Below are 19,460 nucleotides of genomic sequence, written 5' to 3'. Positions count from 1 at the left end.
AGATGAGGACAGTCCCGCGTGAAGGCGTGCATCCAACGGCTGTGTAGCAGGACGCAGGGCGGAAACGATCAGCAGCGCCCCGGCGACGAATGCACCAAAGAGATAAAAACCACGTGGATATGCAGGTCTTGGTGTGAACATGGGTCTGCCTCACAATTTTAAACAGGATTAGGTGTACTGATCTGTTCATTTACAATTCGATATATGTACCGATCTGTTCATATTCGCAAGGCTGGAAGCGAGAGTGTGAGATCATATGTTTGTGAGAATAGCGCGTCGGGCAGCAGTGAGGCGCGTGTTTCCGTGCATACCTTGACCGGAGGACGATGAATGCCTATTTACTGATCGGTACAGAAAGGGAATTCATGCGACCTAGCAAACGCGATGAACTGGTGCGAAAGTCGCTGGCTGTCTTTTACAGGGACGGTTTCCACGCGACCGGAATGGACACGCTTGTTGTCGAAACGGGCATATCCAAGACCACGATGTTCAAGCATTTCAGAACCAAGGAAGATCTGATCCTTGCGGTGTTGAGATACCGGGACGAAACCTTCCGGAACTGGTTTTTGCGCAGTCTTGACGAACGCGATCTTCCCCCAAGGCAAAAACTGTTGGCGATATTCGATGTTCTCAGGGAGTGGTTTGAGGAATCCGGTTTCAGGGGATGCATGTTCATCAAGGCATCTTCGGAATTTCAGGACCCCGCCCATCCGGCTCATACCCAGTCGACTGAGCACAAACGATTGCTTTTGTCGGCGTTCAAGAGCCTTGCGGAAAAAGCGGGGGCTGCCCGGCCGGAGCTGCTGGCGCGGCAACTTCTTTTGCTCAAGGAAGGGGCGATCGTCGCAGCACAAATGGGTTTCGATCCAGACCCTGCAGGCGCGGCCAGGGAGGCAGCATCGGCTTTGATCGAGGCTCATATTCCGGACACCTGAACGGCGGCCGATTACTGGCGAGCCGAGCAGACGGCGAAGCGCTGGCGATGGTCCGATAAGGTACCCGGCACTTAAAATGAAAAAGCCGGGAGTGACCCGGCTTTTCGTTGTCGCAACCGTTGCAGCGGGATTAGCGCTTGACGATAACTTTCGACCCAACCTTGACGTGGTTGTAAAGGTGGATCACGTCTTCGTTTGCAAGACGGATGCAGCCGGATGAAACGGCAGAACCAATGGTCCACGGCTCGGTCGTGCCGTGAATACGGTACAGGGTAGAGCCGATATACATGGCGCGTGCACCCATCGGGTTGTTCGGACCGCCCGGCATGTAAGCCGGCAGGATGCGGCCCTTTGCACGTTCACGAGCACGCATCTGCGAGGGCGGAGTCCAGCTCGGCCATTCTGCCTTGCGGGTGATACGGTGCGTACCGGCCCACTGGAAGCCTTCCTTGCCGACGCCAACACCGTATTTCATTGCCTTGCCGCCAGGCAGGACATGATACAGGCGACGCTCGGACGTATCGATGATGATCGTGCCCGCAGGGTAGGGGCCATCGTATCTCACACGCTTGCGCTTGACCGGAGACGGTCCGCCCGGGTGGTATTTCGGTGTGACCCAGGTGTTCGTGCTATGGTCAAAATAGCCATATCGCGGCGCTGCCTGGGCTGTCAGCGCGAATGCGCCCGCCAGAACTGCAACCATTACAAAAAGTAGTTTCTTCATTCCGATCCCCCATCAGCATCGGGCCCATGCCTCAAAGATGCGATTCTCAATCAAATTGACGTTACGAAAATGTCGTTGCCTCACTCTTAATAAGTATGTCGCAAAACGAAGATTGGGAAAATCTCACGTTGATGTGACCGGGTCTCATGTCCCGCCTGTGTGCCGAAATTGCAACGAATTTTTCGTGAAAAACGCGTCGGTTGCGGGGGTACTCGCCGAGATTGCAGGATTTCCCGATCCCCGGCAAAAGTCGCCAGCCATTTTTGATGGAATTTTGAATATACCGCGTTCAGGTTCGAATCGAATTTATGCGGATTGCAGTGAATCAACGTGCGGTTCCCGGGGACTGCGCGCTGTCTGCAACTGGAGGCCAAAGAATAGACAAAAAAGAACCCGCGGCAGGGCCGCGGGTTGTGTTTAATCGGCAAAAGCAGGTGCTCAGCTGAGGTTCAATTCCTTGAAGAAGTCGTTGCCCTTGTCATCGATGACGATGAAGGCCGGGAAATCCTCGACTTCGATCCGCCAAACGGCCTCCATGCCGAGTTCCTCGAATTCGACGACTTCCACCTTCTTGATGCAATCCTGCGCCAGGCGGGCAGCCGGGCCGCCGATGGAGCCGAGATAGAAGCCGCCATGGGCCTGACAGGCGCGGCGGACCTGTGCGGATCGGTTGCCTTTGGCCAGCATGACCATGGAACCGCCGGCTGCCTGAAACTGGTCGACATAGGCATCCATGCGTCCGGCTGTTGTCGGGCCGAAAGATCCCGACGGCATACCCTCAGGCGTCTTGGCAGGCCCCGCGTAATAGATCGGGTGGTTTTTGAAATAGTCCGGCAGCGGCTCGCCGCTTTCCAACCGGTCACGCAGCTTGGAGTGGGCAAGGTCGCGCGCAACGATCAACGGACCGGTAAGGGACAGGCGGGTCTTGATCGGGTGCTTGGAAAGTTCACCCAGGATCTCGGACATCGGTCGGGAGAGGTCGATCTTGACCACACTGTCGGACAGATGCTCGTCTGTCACCTCGGGCAGATATTTTTCCGGGTGCATCTCGAGCTGTTCCAGGAAGATCCCGTCTTTGGTGATCTTGCCGACGGCCTGCCGGTCTGCGGAGCAGGAAACTGCGAGGCCGATAGGCAGCGAGGCGCCGTGACGTGGCAGACGGATGACGCGTACATCGTGGCAGAAATATTTGCCGCCGAACTGTGCGCCGACTCCCGTCGCCTGGGTCAGCTTGTGGATTTCCTCTTCCAGTTCAAGATCGCGGAAGGCATGTCCCAGTTCCGAGCCTTGTGTCGGCAGTCCGTCGAGATAGCGCGCGGAAGCCAGCTTTGCCGTCTTCAGATTCATTTCCGCAGATGTGCCGCCGATGACGATGGCAAGGTGATAGGGCGGACAGGCCGCGGTGCCGAGTGTGAGGATCTTTTCCTTCAGGAATTCCACCAGCCGGTCGTGCGTCAGCAGCGAGGGCGTGCCCTGGAACAGGAACGTCTTGTTGGCCGAGCCGCCGCCCTTGGCCATGAACAGGAACTTGTAGGCATCTTCGCCTTCGGCATAGAGCTCTATCTGCGCCGGCATGTTGTTGCTGGTGTTCTTTTCCTCAAACATGGAAAGCGGAGCAAGCTGGGAATACCGCAGGTTCTTCTTGAAGTAGGCATCGCGGGAGCCTTCGCCGAGGGCAGCTTCGTCGGAACCGTCGGTCCAGACCCTGCGGCCTTTCTTGCCCATGATGATCGCGGTGCCCGTGTCCTGGCACATCGGCAGAACGCCATGAGAGGCGATATTCGCGTTCTTCAGGAGATCGAAGGCGACGAACTTGTCGTTTTCCGTCGCTTCCGGGTCCTCGAGGATCTTTTTCAGTTGCTCCAGGTGACCGGGGCGCAGGTAATGGTTGATGTCCTTGAACGCTTCTTCGGCAAGCAAACGGAGGCCTTCAGCCTCTACCACCAGCACCTCTTCGCCGTTGAACTCGGCCGTCTTGACGTGGTCTGACGTTAGTTTGCGGTAAGGCGTTTTATCTTCTCCCTGCGGAAAAAGAGCACTGTGCTGGTAGGTGGGAGGTGTGAGCGGAGCGTTCATAGGAGGCTTTCCTGATCTGGCTGCTTCCACTTGCGTCCGGAAGCGCTGGAACGTTGAGTGCTGTTCTCATACGGCAAAAAGGCTGCGGACGCCAAGTGCCGCAGCCTGATCAAATGGTCGGAACTGAAAGTCTTGATTGTCCGGCTGGATCTCAGCGGATCGCGGTGAGGTCCAGGGTCACGGTCACGATGTCTCCGACAGTGTCCTTGCCGACGCCGCTGCCAAGCTGATAGTCAAGCCTGTTGACAATCGCCGTGCCCTTGGCTGTTGCGGTGTCGCCTTCAATGTCCAGCGTGAAGTCCATTTCGACAGGCTGGGATATTCCCTTTATGGAAAGCGTACCTTCAGCCCGGTAGCTGTTGCCTTCGACCAGCTTGACAGTGTCTGACTTGAATTCGGCAGTCGGGAAGTCTTCCGTGTCGAACCAGTCCTTGCCCGGCAGAGTACCGTCGAACTGGGCGTTGCCGGTCGTTGCGCTTGTCGGTTTGATTTCGGCACTGATTTTAGCGGTTTCCGGAGCTGCCGGATCAAAATCAATGTCAGCTTCCCAGGAAGCGAACACACCCGTCAGCGTGCCGCCACCCTGTTTGACTTCGAAACCGAGCTTGCTCTGGTCCGGATCGACTTTCCAGGTGTCGGCGAAGGCCGGTACGGTAAAGGTCGTCGCCGACAAAACAGCAACGGCGTAGGAAAAATGCTTCAATGTCATCTTCGGATTTCCAGTTCGTTTTGTCAGCTCTCGGCTCTGGCCGGAGCCGTCGAAATCATGCGTTTCAGCGTGGCGTCGCGTGCAATGAAATGGTGTTTCAGCGCTGCAGCCACGTGAACCACGATCAGCGCGATCAAAAGGTAGGCGCCGTATTCATGCAGCAGTTTGAAGAAGCTCTCAGCTTGCTCTTGCGAGCCGAGTGCACCCGGCACAGGAAGATGCGGCACAGGCAAGACATTGAACAGGACGGTTGGGATGCCCCAGGGCGACGCAGACACCATGAACCAGCCGGTCAGGGGCATCGCAAACAGAAGCGCGTAGAGCCCGACATGACCCAGATGCGCCCCAGCCTTTTCCAGCGGGTGCATGTTTTCGGGCAGCTTCGGTGACGGGTTGAGAAGGCGCCAGACAAGACGGAACACGGCAAGGGCCAGCACGACAAAGCCAATGGACTTGTGCAACTGGTAAAGTTCAAACGTCGCCTGCTCGGTCTGGGGCAACTGCTGCATATAAAGGCCGAGGCCCAGCATGCCGATGATCAAAAGGGCCATCGTCCAGTGGAAAGCAATCGCGATCCTTCCATAACCGGTTGAGGTGTTGCGCAGCATGGCAGCTCCTGGAAAGCGGAGGCCGGTCGGTCCGGCCCCCGTCGGTGTTTTATCAGTTGGTCGCGTCAGCCTTGAGCGCTTCGGAATAGAAGGTCACGGTGACCTCGTCCCCTACATAGGGAACATACATGTCCATTCCATAGTCAGAGCGCTTCACCACTGTGGATACGGCAAAACCAGCAGCTTCTTTCTTGGCCATCGGGTGTTCGCCAAATGCGGTAACGTCAACGGTCAGGGTCACCGGTTTGGTGATGTCCTTGATGGTCAGGTCGCCCGTGACTTCCAGCTGGTTTTCACCGGTCCGTTCGACTTTGGTGCTTTTGAAGGTCGCTTTCGGAAAATTTTCCGCGTCAAAGAAATCCGCACTCAGGAAGTGTTGGTCGCGCTCCGCCCAGAAGGTATCGAGGCTGCCGACATCGATCGTGAATTCGATGGAAGAGTTCTCAGGCTTGTCCTTGTCGATCAGCAGCGTGCCTTCCCATTCGCCGAACCGGCCTTCGGTCGTGGAGTAGCCGAGGTGATTATAAGAGAACGACAGGTTGGTATGGGACTTGTCGAAGTCGTAGGCAACAGGCTCGGCGAGGGCCGAGCCCGCGACGAGGGAAAGGGCAAGCGCAGAAGCTGCGAGACGGATCATGATCAAACCTCATAGTGTTTTCAGTGGCGTTCGCTCATGAACGCTGAAATTGGAACATAGGTTTAAAATTGTGCGGTGCAACTTGACTGACTGTTCGCAAATACTGAACAAAAATTCAGTTGATTTCTTCGTTGTTAACTTTCCAGCACCTCGGAAAACTTCAATTGAAGAGGCTTGGCTTCGGCCGCCCTGCTGTATCTCGATAGAATCGGGATAAGATGCAGAGCGTCAGGTGAAGTAAAATTTCACGCAAGTAAGGGTTGTTTTTGCCGATAAGCGTATGAAATCGTGATGGAAGTTGAACTGTCATCATTTCATCAAGAATTTCAGGCACCTATCACACCAACTTCCCTCTTAGTATCGGGGCCGGCCAGTCCCACTCAAGCTCTCGACCCCGGTCTTGAGACACAGGAGATCAAACGTGAAACAAGCCGTCGTTGTGTGTCACCGCGGAGCCAGCCTTCAGGCGCCGGAAAACACCATCGCCTCTCTGGAAGGAGCCATCGCCCTTGGCGCCGAGGTTGTCGAGTTCGATGTGCGACCGTCCAAGGATGGCGTGCTTTATGTGATGCACGATGCAACAGTAGACCGGACCACGGATGGCACAGGACGCATTTCGGATATGACCTCGGATGAGGTCGACCGTCTTGACGCCGGTTCCTGGTTCGATGAGGCGTTCGTGGGAGAGCGTGTTCCGAGACTGGATGTGTTTCTCGATGCTTGCAAGGGCCGCATCAACACCTATGTCGAAATCAAGGAAGGCGATCCCGCGGAAATCCGCGATATGCTGGCCGCCCGCGGTATGCTGGCCGATGCATGGACATTCTCATTCGACCAGGCTATCCGCGCCGAAGCGCGTGCGAAGGTACCTGACCTGAGGCGGATGGTTCTTTATGCACATGTCGGATCTGTCGAACGCGCCGTTGCGCTTGGTGCGCACATTCTGGAATTTCATGAAGACGATCTCGAAGAAGACTTGATCAACGAGGCAAGGCAGGCGGGTTTGATTACGCAGATGTTCTATGCCGGTTCTGACCGGGGTGTATTCGAAAAAGCCGTTCGTTGCGGCATCGAGCAGATGAACATCGATCAGGTGGAAATCTTCAGAACGGTTGAAAGAGACTTGCTGACGCCCGTCTGACACCGAAACACAATGTGATTTGTGCGAATATGGCCGTCTCAGAGTGCTGTGGCCCGAATTTTTCGGGAATTAGGCCACCAGTACGGGGATCTGATTGCAAAAAAATTCTGATTACAGAACACAGTTTTGACGGTGGCGCGCAGGTATCTGCGATTGCGAAACCTAGCCAGAATCCCAAAAACACAATCTTAAATAGTTTTAAAGCTAAAATTTTATCGAATGTGTGAAAATGTTGAAAACGTTAGAAGATAGAGAAAACTTTACTAAGAGTAAGAAATAAAAAAGTTCCTCAGCATAATTCAAGTCTTGTTAACGGGCCCAGAATAGCGTTCCGGAGTTAGAAAGCCTGACCAAAAAGGGGCCACTTATGTTTAGCGGGAAGATTGTCAGCGGATCAAGTAGATCAGGTCGCTCTACGGCAATTTCTGATCGCGCTGGACGTTTCTGGGAGATGAAAGTCCGCTTGGCGGCCTCGTTTCTGCTCGCAGCCCTCGCAATCTTCTGGTTCTCGCAACAGGCATTTTCCCAAGATGCGGAAACAAGTGGCGCCCCGTGGCACTGGTCCGTGGAACGAGTCAGCGGGCGTGTGATGGTTGAAACACGATCTGGCGAAACCTTTGCCATCAAGCGCGGAATGACAGTCCGAAAAGGGTGGAAGTTAAAGACCGGGGGCGGACGTGTTGTGGTCAGCCGCGGCAAGGAAACATTCGTCGTTTCACCGCATTCTGTCGTAACGCTCGAGCCCAAGGGCGTGTTGATCAAACGCATGGTCGTCTATCAGGACCGCGGTCGGGTTGATGTTGACGTACAGCGCCGGTGGTACAGGCATTTCAAAGTGGAAACGCCGTTTCTGGCAGCTGTTGTCAAGGGAACACGCTTCACAGTCCAGGTGGGAAACAGGACGGCATCGGTCAAGGTTGGCCGGGGTGTCGTTGGCGTTCACGACTTTGCGTCAGGGGACCGCGCCAACGTTGGGGCGGGACAAGCAGCTGCCACCAACCCTTCGCGCCGCGTCGGATTGTCCGTCAGCGGCAAAACCAGACCTGAGGTGCACTCCGGGCCCAAGCGGGCACCGGCATTTGAAACGCGTGTTGTAAAGAACGTGCCGGCATCGAAGGCGCAGGCGAGAGCCGCCAACGGTTTCAACCGCGGCAACGCCGTAAGTAACCGCTCAGGCAACAATGGTAACTCGGGCGGGAACGGTAACTCTGGAGGTAACAGTAACTCCGGAGGTAATGGCAATTCGGGTGGTAACGGCAACTCCGGCGGTAACGGAAACTCGGGCGGTAACGGCAACTCCGGTAACGGCAATTCTGGCGGGAACGGAAACGGCAACGGTCATTCCGGCAACAATGGCAACTCCGGCGGAAACTCCGGAAACGGAAACGGCAACGCCGGCGGCAATGGCAACGGCAACGCAGGCGGAAACGGAAACGGCAAGGGACGGTAACAGACCTCGCCCCTGAACTTGTCCAGCTCCATGCAAGCGTTTGGAGCACTTGTTCGATACGGCTTTGGGCCGAGAAAGCAAGTAGCCCGGCAGGAGTTGTTCAAGATATGGAGCGGACTGTGTAGCTCCATGAATTCCTAAATAATACTTAGTAATTTTCTTCACTAATGTGTTGTTTTGTCCTGATTAATAACGAGCATAGGTAATATTTCGGGCTCAAATTTACGTCGGGTTAAGTGCTCAAATGCTACACAATTTATGTGGTGTTTGAAAATTGATCGCGGTTTTGCCGCTTGGTTTTAAAAGTCACTCGCAGTGTGTTGAAGAGTACGATGAGAAAAGTCGCTATGTATTCGCTAAAACGAAAAGCAGTTTCATTTGTGTGCACGCTCTTGCTTGCGGCTCTGGTCCTGCATCCTGCTTCCGCGAATGCGTCAGACTGGGTCGTGAAACGTGTGTCAGGCATCGTTTATTTTGTCGCACCTGGGGTGGAAGCCTTCCGCGTTAAACGGGGCATGGTGTTCAAAAAAGGCTACACCATCGGAACGCGCGCAGGTGCCCGTGCCCTGATAGCGCGAGGCGCTGAGACCATCGCAGTCGGACCAAACACAACCTTCGCCATGTCAAACTTTCGCAGCAACGGGGTAAAAACCACTTTGCTGCAGAGAAAGGGGACAATCGAAGTCGACGTTCAAAAGCGGCAACGGCCACATTTCACAGTGGAAACCCCGTTCTTCGCCGCGGTTGTCAAAGGCACGCGATTTGAAGTGCGGGTACAGGCAAAACAGGCCCGCGTTTCCGTCGATCGCGGCGTGGTCGCGGTGGAAGATTTCGCCTCCGGCGACCGGGTGGATCTGACAGCAGGACAAACAGCAGCCAGCGCCCCCTCCAGCCGGGTTGGCCTTTCTGTCGGCGGTCGTACCAAGCCATCTGTGAAACCGGGCGCAAAGCGTGCTCCAGCCTTCGAAACGCCTGCGGTCAAGAATGTGCCCTCAAATGCAGCGGCCGCAAAATCCGCCAATGCCAACAGGAAAGCAAACAATTCTGCCAACGGGATTGGCAGAAGAAACTTCGGTGCTAATGGCAATGGAAACGCCGGCGGCAACGGCAACTCCGGTGGCAATGGTAAAGGTAATTCCGGTGGCAACGGGAACGGCAATTCCGGGGGGAATGGCAACGGGAACTCCGGTGGTAACGGCAACGGCAATTCCGGCGGGAATGGCAACGGCAACTCCGGCGGGAATGGCAACGGGAACTCCGGTGGCAACGGCAACGGCAACGGCAATTCCGGTGGCAACGGTAACGGCAATTCCGGTGGCGGTAACAACAACTCCGGCGGTAACGGAAACGGCAACTCCGGCGGTAACGGAAACGGCAACTCGGGTGGCAATGGGAACGGCAACTCGGGAAGCGGCAACAACAATGCCGGTGGAAACGGCAAGGGAAATTCCGGTAACGGAAACGGAAAAAACAGGAATTGAAGATATTCAGTACGCCTCAAGACAGCGCAGTGCTGTTGTCAGCTGATTGCGTGCTGAATGAGAAAGTGGGGCGGTGGGTGTGCTGATCGTTAGCTCGGAGCGGCTGAAAAGAATTGCGAGTGCGATTCTTATCGTGATCGGCGTCATCGCTACCGTCGCCGTTCTGCGATCAGTTGCTCTGACAACCGCCTTTGACCGGTTTCTTTGGGAATTCCGCTTTCAAAGCATCCATAGGCCGGTTACCGGCGACCTTGTGGTCGTTGATATTGATGCCAGAAGCTTGAGTGAACTTGGCGTATGGCCATTGCCCCGCCGACTTTATGCAGAGCTCACGGACCATTTGGCCGAAGCCGGCGCACGCGACATCGTATTCGATGTCGACTTCAGTTCTGCCTCCAATCCGGAAGACGACGCGCTGTTTGCAGACGCCATAGAGCGTGCTGGCAACGTCAGCCTTGCTGTCTTTCAACAGGCTGCTTCATCCGACCAAAATTCCGGTGAGATCGTCAACCAGCCCATCGACGAACTGCTGAAGGGGGCCTGGCCGGTTGTCGTCATGGTGCCGATGGAATCCGACAGTCGCATCTGGCGGAATCTTTACGGCTTTGGAATCAACGGAAATTCAGAAGTATCTGCGGCCGCTCTGCTGGGGGAGCACACCGGGAACACATTCGGGAGTTTTGGCCTCGATTACAGTATCTCTCTGGATGGCCTGGAGAGGGTGTCCCTTGTGGATGTCCTTAAAGGTACGCCGGCCCCGGGGCTCTTTCTCGACAAGAAGGTAATCGTTGGCGCAAGCGCGCAGGAGCTTCGCGATCTTTTTCCCGTTCCCGTCTACGATGTGCTGCCAGGCAGCGTTATTCAGGCCCTTGGTGCCGAAACGCTCTTGCAGAACAGGGCCATCGAAATTCGGGGCGAGTGGATCACGATCCTCCTCGCGGTGTTTGTGTTTTTCGTTCTGCTGCTGACCAAGATCGAAGGCTGGGCCCTGAAGATCGGCATTCTTTCGCTGTGCGCGATCACGTTCGAAGTTACGGCCATTGCAATTCAGAAGTCGTCTCCCATTCTTGTGCCGACTGCAAGCGCTCATCTGATCCTTATGCTTGCTGCCGCCAGCATCGTTTTGCGGGAACTCGGCTTTCACAAATTTCTCTCTCACATTGCAAATGTCAGACGCCGCAACAGCGAGCGCATGCTTGGCCTGGTGTTTGACGACAGCTTCGATGCAATCGTCGTTGTTCAGAGCGATGGACAGGTTTCTGCTGCCAGTCAGATGGCTCGAAAACTGTTTCAAAGCGAAAGCCTGGTCGGCAAGGCGGCAAGGTCCGTCCTACCGCTGGAACTGGTTGAGGAAGCCCAGTCTGTGCTTGCCAACCCGGAAAACCGGCAGCCGGTGACCAAGGTCCTGGATATGCGCCTGGACGACGGCCGCCGCCGGTTCATCGAATACGTCGTCACGCGCTCTGTGCACACAATAGCGAAATCGAAGAAGCTGAGAGATGTTGAAACGGAAGCGGTGGCCTGTCTCACGTGCAGAGACGTGACGGAAGAAAAGGAATCCGCTGAACGGCTGGCCTATCTTGCGCGGTTCGACCCTGGCACCGGACTGTTCAACCGGAACGGTTTTGAAGAAAAGATTGCTGCAACACTCAAACTTGCTCGCGGGACAGACGAGGAGGTTTGTCTGGTGCAGTTCGCGATTGCAAATTTTGACCAGATCGTTGCATCGCTCGGGTTTTCCTACGGTGACCAGCTTCGTGAAACTGTCGCGATGCGCCTGAAAAACCACCTTTCGTCACGGGTGACATGGGGCGCCATGACCGCAGACGTATTCGCCGGCGTCTTTCGATGTGAGACGGATCAGGACCTGGACTTGATCGAGGCGCTTCAGGAGGTCATCGGCGAGGACTACAAGATCGAAGGTGCCAGGGTCTCGGTGCAACTCAAGTTCGGGTACATCGTCTCCAGAGGTGATATCACACCCGAACATCTGATGAAGAAGTCGGGCAACGCCCTGGCCAAGGTACGGCGCGACAACCGTTCGCCAGTCTTGCGCTTTTTGCCGGAAATGGATGCGGCGCTGCAACGCCGCCGCCAACTGGAAACCGAACTTTTCAAGGCGATTGTCCGGGACGAACTCCATATGGTCTATCAGCCCCTGACCAATCTAGCCGACCAGTCGATCTTCGGTGTCGAGGCCTTGCTGAGATGGGACCACCGGGAACTCGGACCGATCTCACCCGTCGAATTCATCCCGATAGCCGAGGAAAACGGATACATCGTGGAGCTGGGGGCCTGGGCGCTCAACAGGGGAATGAAAGAGGCACTGACCTGGTCGAACGGTCTCAGGCTGTCCATCAATGTATCGGCTGTTCAGTTCACGCGCGGCAATCTCGTTGCCACCGTTGAGGAAGCCTTGCAGAGAACGGGATTTCCGTCTGAACGTCTGGATCTTGAGATTACGGAGTCCCTGTTCATCGATGAAACAATCGACCTGAAATTCGCGATGGAGGAAATGCGCGCATTCGGCTGCAATTTCTCGCTCGACGATTTCGGAACCGGCTATTCCTCGCTCGGCTATCTGCCGAAGTATCCGTTTTCAAAAATCAAGCTCGACAAGACATTCGTTCGTGAGTCAATCGCTAACAAGCAGGATGTCTCTGTGATTGAGGCGGTGCTCCATATGGCCAAAGGCCATGGAATGTCTGTCCTCGTCGAAGGGATCGAAACCGCCGAACAGGCGGAGAAGCTGCGCGACCTTGGATGTGTATACGGCCAGGGGTATTTCTTCGGGCGTCCCATGAGTTCCGCGCAACTTCAGTCGTTGCTCCTCAAGGCCGCATAAGGATGTCCCGGCACGAGGCCGGGACGCCAGACGTTAAAGGCCTACATGCCGAGGCCGCCGATACAGCTGTATTTAACGTTCAGATAGTCATCCAGACCGTACTTTGAGCCTTCGTTGCCCATGCCGCTGTCCTTGACGCCGCCGAACGGTGCGACTTCTGTAGTGATGACACCTTCGTTGACGCCGACGAGACCATACTGAAGCTGCTCCATGACACGGAAGGTGCGGCCAAGGTCCTTGGAATAGAAGTAGCAGGCGAGGCCAAATTCGGTGTCGTTGGCAAGACGGATGGCTTCTTCTTCAGTGTCGAACTTGAAGAGGACGGCAAGCGGGCCGAAGGTTTCTTCTCGGGCCACTTTCATCTCGGAGCTTGCGTTGGTGATCAGTGTCGGCTCGAAGAATGTTCCCGGACCATTGGGGCGACGCCCGCCCGTTACCAGCTCACCGCCCTTGGACAGGGCATCCTCTACGTGGCTGGAAACCTTGTCGACTGCGGCTTCGTTGATCAAGGGCCCCTGTGTGACCCCTGCATCGAGACCATTGCCCACCTTCAGTTGCGCATCCATCGCTGCCTTGAGCTTTTGCGCAAAAGCATCATAGACACCTGCCTGCACATACAGCCTGTTGGCACAGACACAGGTCTGTCCGGAGTTGCGAAACTTGCTGGCAATGGCTCCGTCTACAGCCCGGTCGAGATCTGCGTCATCGAAAACGATAAAGGGCGCGTTGCCGCCCAGTTCCATCGAGATCTTCTTCATGTTCCGGCCGGCATTGCCTGCCAGCAACTTGCCGACACGGGTCGAGCCGGTGAAGGTCAGCTTGCGCAGCGCCGGGTTCTCGCACATCTCTTCGCCAATTGCCGGCGCATCGCCGGTGACGATGTTGATCACTCCTTTTGGAAGGCCGACTTTTTCCGCCATCACGCCGTAGACCAGTGCGGAGAACGGCGTAAATTCGGCAGGCTTCATCACCATGGTGCAGCCTGCCGCAAGAGCTGCCCCGAGCTTGCGAGCGATCATCGAATTCGGAAAATTCCAGGGTGTGATCGAGCCGACAACACCAACCGGTTCCTTGGTGACCAGAATACGCCGGTCTGCCCAGGGCGAGGGAATGGTATCGCCGTAGATCCGTTTGCCTTCCTCGGCAAAGAAACGGATGTATTTCACACCAAGCGAGATTTCGCCCTTGGCCTCGGCCAGCGGCTTGCCCATTTCCGTGGTCAGAAGGACGGCAAGATCATCAAGGTCGGCCATGATGGCATCGCACAGCGCGTGCATGTGTGTGGCGCGTGCTTCTGCGGTAAGCGCCTTCCAGCCGGGGAGGGCAGCTTCGGCCGCTGCAATCGCTCTGGCGGTTTCAGGCCGGCCGCAGAAGGGCACGGTACCGATTGTCTCTTCGGTCGCCGGATTGGTAACGGCAACGGTCTGGCCGCTGTCCGCGTCGCTCCATGCGCCGTCGATAAACACCTTTTCCTTCAAGAGTGCAGCATTCAATGACATGGGACGTTTCCTGAACCGTGATAGGGGCAGACGCTTTCGGTCTGAAGATCTCACGGCAAGGACTGTGTCCGGTTGAACACAGAAAGCGAAGCCAGAAAGTCTGGTGGGGCCAGCTTTCAGACAGTCACTCGAGCCCGATCGTGAGAGCGTTGTCCATAGAGATAGGGGGGAGGCGCGAGGTCTGGCAAGGGATTTCCCCGGCTAGGCGTATGGGGCCACGCAAAATGAGACACGAGACAAGTGACTGACATCCGACTTGGCAGCAGTTCTCCCATCACGCACCGCTCGAGGTCTTCGCGCTGACGGATGCAGCAAAGACCTTGGTCTCAATGACCTTGACCTTCCAGACCTGCCGTTCTCGCAAACGGCATACGTCACCCGCTCTCTTCAGAGGTGGCGAGCGGAAGTCCAATGAACTGGCGACAAGAAAGAAGGATCAGGCGTCGAGCCGGTCCTGAAGTGCTGCAATCTCATCGGCAAGCGTCTGAGCCTGGCGTTGCACCCGGTCGAGGGCGACGCGCATGCTGTCGAGATCGGATGTTGGGGTGTTTTCCGAGAACGGAGGTGTACCCCGGCCAACGAGCAGCCAGGTCGGGCTGACATTCAGGATGCCGGCAAGCAATACAAGCTTGTTGGAGCGCGGCTCAGAGCGGTCGCTTTCCCAGCTTTGCAGAGTGGAGGTCTTGATGCCCAGGCGACGCGCAAGCTGGGCGGTCGAAAGACTGGAGGCATCTCTTGCCTTGCAGATTCGCTCTCCCAGAGTGTAGTCACTGCTGTTCACCGACATGATGTCACTCCCGTCATTCCCAGCTGACTCCCTCACCGAAAAAACGGTTTCCTCCGGATAGGACGGAGCGTTACTTCCATTTTGTTTGATCATGCGGGCACACTCGCACGAGACATGAGGCCACCGCAACAGCTGCCGGGAAATTTGTCGCAATAGCGGTTTCCCGCGGCGGCTACACGCTCTGACCCTGTAAGATTTGCGAGGACAAGGGGGCCGCTTTAGTATTCCCGTTCAAAAAAGATGCCGGCCTTTGAAGAACCGTCCGCACCAACTTCGCCGCGCACCTTCAATCCGCGATCCAGATCAATATCGACCTTCACACGGCTGGAGCCGGTTCCCGTTCCCTGTTCGACGCCAACATAAATATTGTCATTTATGTATTTTCCGACGGCGACCGAGGGGCCGTTTTCTCCGTCCGTGTTGATGTCGATGGCATCCAGACCGAGAGATTTCCGGATCGTTGCAAGCGGTCCGTTATCGCTGCCACCTGTGAGTGTGGCGATGGCTGCCGCAAGGCGTGCCACCTGTGTGGGCGACAGATTGCCGACGCTTTTGCCAAACAGAAGCAGGGCAAGCACCTCGTCCTGGGGCAGTTCGGGGGACGAGGAGAATGCGATCTGAGGATCATCTGCCTGACCGCTTACGGTGACGGTGATGGTTGTATCGCTCACCACGGTCGCCGCCGCGAAATCAAGGACGGGGGTCAACGAGCCCTCGAACGTGGCGTTGCCGCGTGAGAAGATCAGGCGGCGCGTGAGAATATCGAGTTGGCCGCGTTTCAACCCGAAACCACCAATGGCCTGCGGAGACGCGGTCGTGCCGACGATCTTCAAATCGCCCTGAAGTTCCGCATCGAGGCCTCGGCCGCGAATGAAAATCCGTCCGGGCGCGGACAGGACAATGTCCAGGCGCGGGGGGAAAGTCTTTTGCTGTGTCTGCGTTTGCGGAGCCTCTCCGCCCAGATCGGCAACCTGCTGCTGGACGGCCTTAGGGGCATTGATGTGCCGGACATCGACTGGGGGAATGGCACCAGGAAGATATTCGGGAATGGAGACGTCCGCTTTTTTGATCGCTACCTTTCCGCTGATCAGGGCCGAGGAGCTTGTGGAGGCAAGCGGCCCTGAAACCTTGAGATCCGCATCGACTTCCGCCGTTACCAGGCCAGGATCCACATAGCGCCCATTTGCCAGTTTGAGGCTGAGGTCTGCCGGGAAACCATCCTTCATGCCCACGGTTCCGGAAGCCGACATCGAACCGCCAGTCGCCAGATCGCCTGCAATGCCATTGAGCGAGGCCTGGTTCTGGCTGACAGATGCCGTGCCGCGGATGTTCTGTACGGTAATACCGGTCGACAGGCTGGTGATCTTCAAACTGTTTGGTGTTGCTGTGATCTGATATGTGGGCGCTGCCGCGGTGCCACCGACATTTCCGCTCAACGCAATTGTGCCTTCGCCGCGCAGACCGGAATTGAGCATCGGACGCCTGAGGGCTGCTGTCGGAACGGTCCCGTTCAGGGTGAGCGAGATCGGATTTGGTTTTTGCAAGCCGACGGTTCCGGCTGCGGTCAGGTTCAGGCCATTTGGATCCGTAACCTTGGTCGTCTGTTTGATCCTGTTGTCCTTCAAGGTGCCTGAGGTTGTCAGGTTGAGCGCCGCAAGACCGTTTTTGCGCAGCTCGCTTGCTGTCAAACCTGAACCGGAAATCGACCAATTCGCTTCGGGAGCAGACGAACTGCCGGTCGCGGACACGTTACCTGAAAGCGAGCCGCCAAGACCCAGCGATGGCACAAAGGCGTTGGCCAGGTTGAGCGGGATGGATTTCAGGTCCGCATTCAGGTCAAGCGTTTGACCCGCCTTTCCGGAAACCGCAAGCGACCCGTTGCCAAGCTGAAGCTCCAGAGGTTCGATCGTCGCTTCGCCGCCAGCGTAGGATATCGTCGTCGGGTTTTTCAACTGGCTGGCAATGCCCTGATAGCGCATGGCAAGGTCCGATAGGGCGACGACGTAAGACCCGGCTTCCGGTTCGTTTACCTGCGCGGCCAACGTCACACCGTCCTTGCCGTTCTTGTCCAGCTTGACATCCGCCGTGATCGAGGTTCCCCCACCTTGCGGCTGAGCTTGAAGCTTCACGGCATGGACCGGGGTGGCATCCGTCAGGATGTCGGAAAGTTCGATATCCGCTGTAACGGTTTGTGGTGCATAGGGGGCCTTCAGATTGGCTTTCAGCTTTACGCTGCCAATGCTGACCGACGGAACACTGATATCTTTGCCGGACACATCGAAAGCAAGTTGCTGCGTTTCCGGGGTTGCAGTCACGGTTCCCTGAACTTGTCCGGCTATTTCCGTCAGGAGCAGCGGGGAAAGCGAGGCAAGATCCGGGGCATCTATGTTCAAGGTGCCTTTAAGCGTTTCGACCGGTTTGTCGAGGTCCGCGAGGGAAAGTGAGCCGGTTACGGAATTGCCAGCCAGCTTCACGGAAAGGGGGCTGACACTTGCGCCGCCATCCTTGCTGGTTAGTTCGACATCGACTGCAATGGGCTGACCGTTCAGGCTGGCGCTGCTGGTAATCTTGGCCGTTGGGGCGGCAGGGTTGGCAGTCGCCTCGGCAGAAAGGTCTAGGTCGTCCAGAGGCGTTCCGGCGAGCATGATCTGTTTCGAAGAGGCAAGGGCCTGCACTTCGAGTGCATTGAGTGGCCCCTTCGTGCTGGCTTCAAGATCCAGAGAACCGGCAAGTTGCGGATCGACCTTTGAAAGATCGGCAAGGCTGGCAGTCAGGCTGGAGCTGAGTTCGTTCTGCTGGTAGCGAGCGTCCCCTTTGGCTTCCAGCGCCTTGTTCGAAACGGCGAGGCTGGTGACAGCAATATCGTCCGATCCCTCAAGATCGACGGAAACGTCAATGCGTGTCTCGCCTTCCAGAAGGGCGTCAGCCTGTGGCATTGCCGTGGTGATGTCCTTGGCGACAAGGGCGCTGGTGATCGTGCCCGACAATTGAGAGGGATCGAGGTCCAGCGAGAATGTACCGTCCAATGAGCCCGTGAGGTCGCGGCCTGCCAGACCGGAAAGAGCGGAAAGGTCGGCAAGGGAAAGCCTGCCGGATCCGTCAATATTGTCAGCCGAAAGACTTGTATCCGACAGGGCAAGCCTGCCGACTGCGGTCGACAGGGTCAGGTCCTTGATGTCCGCCGACTGATCGGCGCCATTCAAGGTTCCCTTGGATTTCAATTCAAGGGCGCCCGTCAGGGGCTCTGTCTGTGGCGTAATGCCTTCCAGTTGGTCAATGACGAGCGTCAGCGAAAAGGGAGAGGTCATCACGCCCTCGGAAAGGTCTGCACCGTTTCCGAAAGCTGTCAGCGTGAGGGCCCCGGTCCTTGCTTCCGTGGTCTGGAGGGACTTCAGATCGATGTCGGTTTTCCAGTCGACTGCGGACCGTTGCCCCGAAACACGGACCGATCCGTTCAATGGGCCAAACGCAATGCGCCGTTCGCCCAGATCGACCGCGATCAGTGCTCCGTTTCCGGCACCAACAGAAAGATCTGCGGTTGCATTCACCGCGTCGTTTTCCAGATCCGCTTTGGCGTCAAGGGAAACCGTCTGCGTTTTCAATGTCAGGTTTGCTGCCAGAGGTGCAAACTCCGTTGAGAACTTGGCAGACCCTTTTGCATTCGTCGTACCGAGCAGAAAGGCTTGCGCTGCAGGAGGCGCAAGGGGGGCCAGGTCGCCGTCCAGGTCGAAAGCCAGATGCCGTTCGGACGCTTTTTCCTCGATGCGGGCAGACCCGGTGACGGTGGTTCTGCCGTCCAGGGCCAGACTCAGTTTTGCCGCCCAGTCGGTCAGTGGTCCATCGCCCTTGAGGGATAGATCCAGCGCAGGCAGGTCGGGCACTTCAAGCAGACGTGCCGCCAGGCCACCGCGCGGCTCTGAGGCTTCAATATCGAAGGCCAGCGTTTCGGCCGCAGGTTCAAACTGCGCCTTGGCCATGAGGCCGGCTTCGATGCCGTCAATCCGGTGCACGTCAAGATCGGCCGTCACAAGAGCCGGATCGAGTGCGAACGAGCCAGACCCGGCAGCCGTCAGGGAAATCGGCGCACCGAGAAGCGGTGCGCCAAGATTGATTTCGTCAAGGCTCAGGCGGTCGAGAGTGACATTGAAGGGCAGTGAGAAACCACCAGAAGCGCTGCTTTCCTCCACCGCACCGGTTTCTTCTGCCGGCGGCGAGACAGGTGTTCTCTCCAGGTCAATCCGGTGTGCCGTCAAAGAAGAGATGTCAAGGTCGCCGGAAAGCAGCCGAATAGGATGCCAGTCGGCTGCGATATCCTCCACATTCAGCCAGGTTCCTTCCTGGTCCGCCAGCGTGACCTTGCCGACTTCGGCATTCAACCCGAAGCTGATGTAGAGACCTTCAATCGTGATGGTCTGATTGTCGGAAGATGCAAGCGAACTGACGACATTCGACACGAAGGTGCGTCCCGCCGGTACCTGCAGGGCACCGAGGGCAAGAACGGGAACAGCGATCGCAAGCGCGATCAGGAATCCGAAGATCCGTAAGGAAAGTTTTAGAAAACGCATGTG

General features: G+C 56.6%; 13 protein-coding genes. 5 read left to right on the top strand and 8 right to left on the bottom strand.

Going from position 1 to position 19,460, the window contains the following annotated elements:
- The first annotated feature begins 365 nt into the window (after window positions 1-365).
- Window positions 366-935: a TetR/AcrR family transcriptional regulator gene (locus tag FMN63_RS27055; RefSeq protein ID WP_148587157.1), complete on the top strand. Its 570-nt coding sequence runs from the start codon at window positions 366-368 to the stop codon at window positions 933-935.
- 130 nt (window positions 936-1,065) lie between these two features.
- Here FMN63_RS27055 and FMN63_RS27050 read toward each other — a convergent pair whose 3' ends face one another.
- From FMN63_RS27050 to FMN63_RS27030, 5 genes are all read right to left on the bottom strand, one after another.
- Window positions 1,066-1,659: a L,D-transpeptidase gene (locus FMN63_RS27050; protein ID WP_148587156.1), complete on the bottom strand. Its 594-nt coding sequence runs from the start codon at window positions 1,657-1,659 to the stop codon at window positions 1,066-1,068.
- A 438-nt stretch (window positions 1,660-2,097) separates the two neighbouring features.
- A complete protein-coding gene (locus FMN63_RS27045) occupies window positions 2,098-3,735 on the bottom strand; it encodes a fumarate hydratase (RefSeq protein ID WP_148587155.1) in 1,638 nt (545 codons plus the stop codon).
- A 151-nt stretch (window positions 3,736-3,886) separates the two neighbouring features.
- A complete protein-coding gene (locus FMN63_RS27040; RefSeq protein ID WP_148587154.1) occupies window positions 3,887-4,444 on the bottom strand; it encodes a YceI family protein in 558 nt (185 codons plus the stop codon).
- 23 nt (window positions 4,445-4,467) lie between these two features.
- Window positions 4,468-5,052: a cytochrome b gene (locus tag FMN63_RS27035; RefSeq protein ID WP_148587153.1), complete on the bottom strand. Its 585-nt coding sequence runs from the start codon at window positions 5,050-5,052 to the stop codon at window positions 4,468-4,470.
- Window positions 5,053-5,104: 52 nt separating this feature from the next.
- Window positions 5,105-5,689, bottom strand: coding sequence for a YceI family protein (locus tag FMN63_RS27030; RefSeq protein ID WP_148587152.1), 585 nt, complete (start codon window positions 5,687-5,689; stop codon window positions 5,105-5,107).
- A 421-nt stretch (window positions 5,690-6,110) separates the two neighbouring features.
- Here FMN63_RS27030 and FMN63_RS27025 point away from each other — a divergent pair, with 421 nt between their 5' ends.
- The 4 genes from FMN63_RS27025 to FMN63_RS27010 all read left to right on the top strand — a co-directional run bounded on the left by FMN63_RS27025 (window position 6,111) and on the right by FMN63_RS27010 (window position 12,606).
- On the top strand, window positions 6,111-6,830 hold the full coding sequence (locus FMN63_RS27025) for a glycerophosphodiester phosphodiesterase family protein (RefSeq protein WP_148587151.1): 720 nt from the start codon (window positions 6,111-6,113) through the stop codon (window positions 6,828-6,830).
- A gap of 451 nt (window positions 6,831-7,281) precedes the next feature.
- Window positions 7,282-8,280, top strand: a complete 999-nt coding sequence (locus FMN63_RS27020) for a FecR domain-containing protein (protein WP_162530122.1) — start codon at window positions 7,282-7,284, stop codon at window positions 8,278-8,280.
- 392 nt (window positions 8,281-8,672) lie between these two features.
- Window positions 8,673-9,761, top strand: a complete 1,089-nt coding sequence (locus FMN63_RS27015; protein WP_148587387.1) for a FecR domain-containing protein — start codon at window positions 8,673-8,675, stop codon at window positions 9,759-9,761.
- Between the two features lie 79 nt (window positions 9,762-9,840).
- On the top strand, window positions 9,841-12,606 hold the full coding sequence (locus FMN63_RS27010) for an EAL domain-containing protein (RefSeq protein ID WP_209001335.1): 2,766 nt from the start codon (window positions 9,841-9,843) through the stop codon (window positions 12,604-12,606).
- Between the two features lie 41 nt (window positions 12,607-12,647).
- On the opposite strand, the gene FMN63_RS27005 is transcribed toward FMN63_RS27010, so the two are convergent.
- The 3 genes from FMN63_RS27005 to FMN63_RS26995 form a co-directional block, all read right to left on the bottom strand.
- Complete coding sequence (locus FMN63_RS27005; protein WP_148587149.1) at window positions 12,648-14,105, bottom strand: NAD-dependent succinate-semialdehyde dehydrogenase; 1,458 nt, start codon at window positions 14,103-14,105, stop codon at window positions 12,648-12,650.
- Window positions 14,106-14,541: 436 nt separating this feature from the next.
- Window positions 14,542-14,892 carry a helix-turn-helix domain-containing protein gene (locus tag FMN63_RS27000; RefSeq protein ID WP_209001334.1) on the bottom strand — a complete coding sequence of 117 codons (351 nt, stop codon included), beginning with the start codon at window positions 14,890-14,892 and terminating at the stop codon, window positions 14,542-14,544.
- A gap of 218 nt (window positions 14,893-15,110) precedes the next feature.
- Window positions 15,111-19,457, bottom strand: coding sequence for a translocation/assembly module TamB domain-containing protein (locus FMN63_RS26995; protein ID WP_148587147.1), 4,347 nt, complete (start codon window positions 19,455-19,457; stop codon window positions 15,111-15,113).
- Window positions 19,458-19,460: the final 3 nt, after the last annotated feature.

This window comes from Stappia sp. BW2 (assembly GCF_008107695.1).
In the GTDB taxonomy this organism is placed as follows: domain Bacteria; phylum Pseudomonadota; class Alphaproteobacteria; order Rhizobiales; family Stappiaceae; genus Roseibium.
This window is presented reverse-complemented; position numbering and strand designations above follow the sequence as displayed.

Coding starts and splice junctions, on each gene's coding strand:
- FMN63_RS27045 (WP_148587155.1), bottom strand. CDS start 3,735: ATGAACGCTCCGCTCACACCTCCCACCTACCAGCACAGTGCTCTTTTT.
- FMN63_RS27000 (WP_209001334.1), bottom strand. CDS start 14,892: ATGTCGGTGAACAGCAGTGACTACACTCTGGGAGAGCGAATCTGCAAG.
- FMN63_RS27030 (WP_148587152.1), bottom strand. CDS start 5,689: ATGATCCGTCTCGCAGCTTCTGCGCTTGCCCTTTCCCTCGTCGCGGGC.
- FMN63_RS27040 (WP_148587154.1), bottom strand. CDS start 4,444: ATGACATTGAAGCATTTTTCCTACGCCGTTGCTGTTTTGTCGGCGACG.
- FMN63_RS27035 (WP_148587153.1), bottom strand. CDS start 5,052: ATGCTGCGCAACACCTCAACCGGTTATGGAAGGATCGCGATTGCTTTC.
- FMN63_RS27055 (WP_148587157.1), top strand. CDS start 366: ATGCGACCTAGCAAACGCGATGAACTGGTGCGAAAGTCGCTGGCTGTC.
- FMN63_RS27050 (WP_148587156.1), bottom strand. CDS start 1,659: ATGAAGAAACTACTTTTTGTAATGGTTGCAGTTCTGGCGGGCGCATTC.
- FMN63_RS27005 (WP_148587149.1), bottom strand. CDS start 14,105: ATGTCATTGAATGCTGCACTCTTGAAGGAAAAGGTGTTTATCGACGGC.
- FMN63_RS27020 (WP_162530122.1), top strand. CDS start 7,282: ATGAAAGTCCGCTTGGCGGCCTCGTTTCTGCTCGCAGCCCTCGCAATC.
- FMN63_RS26995 (WP_148587147.1), bottom strand. CDS start 19,457: ATGCGTTTTCTAAAACTTTCCTTACGGATCTTCGGATTCCTGATCGCG.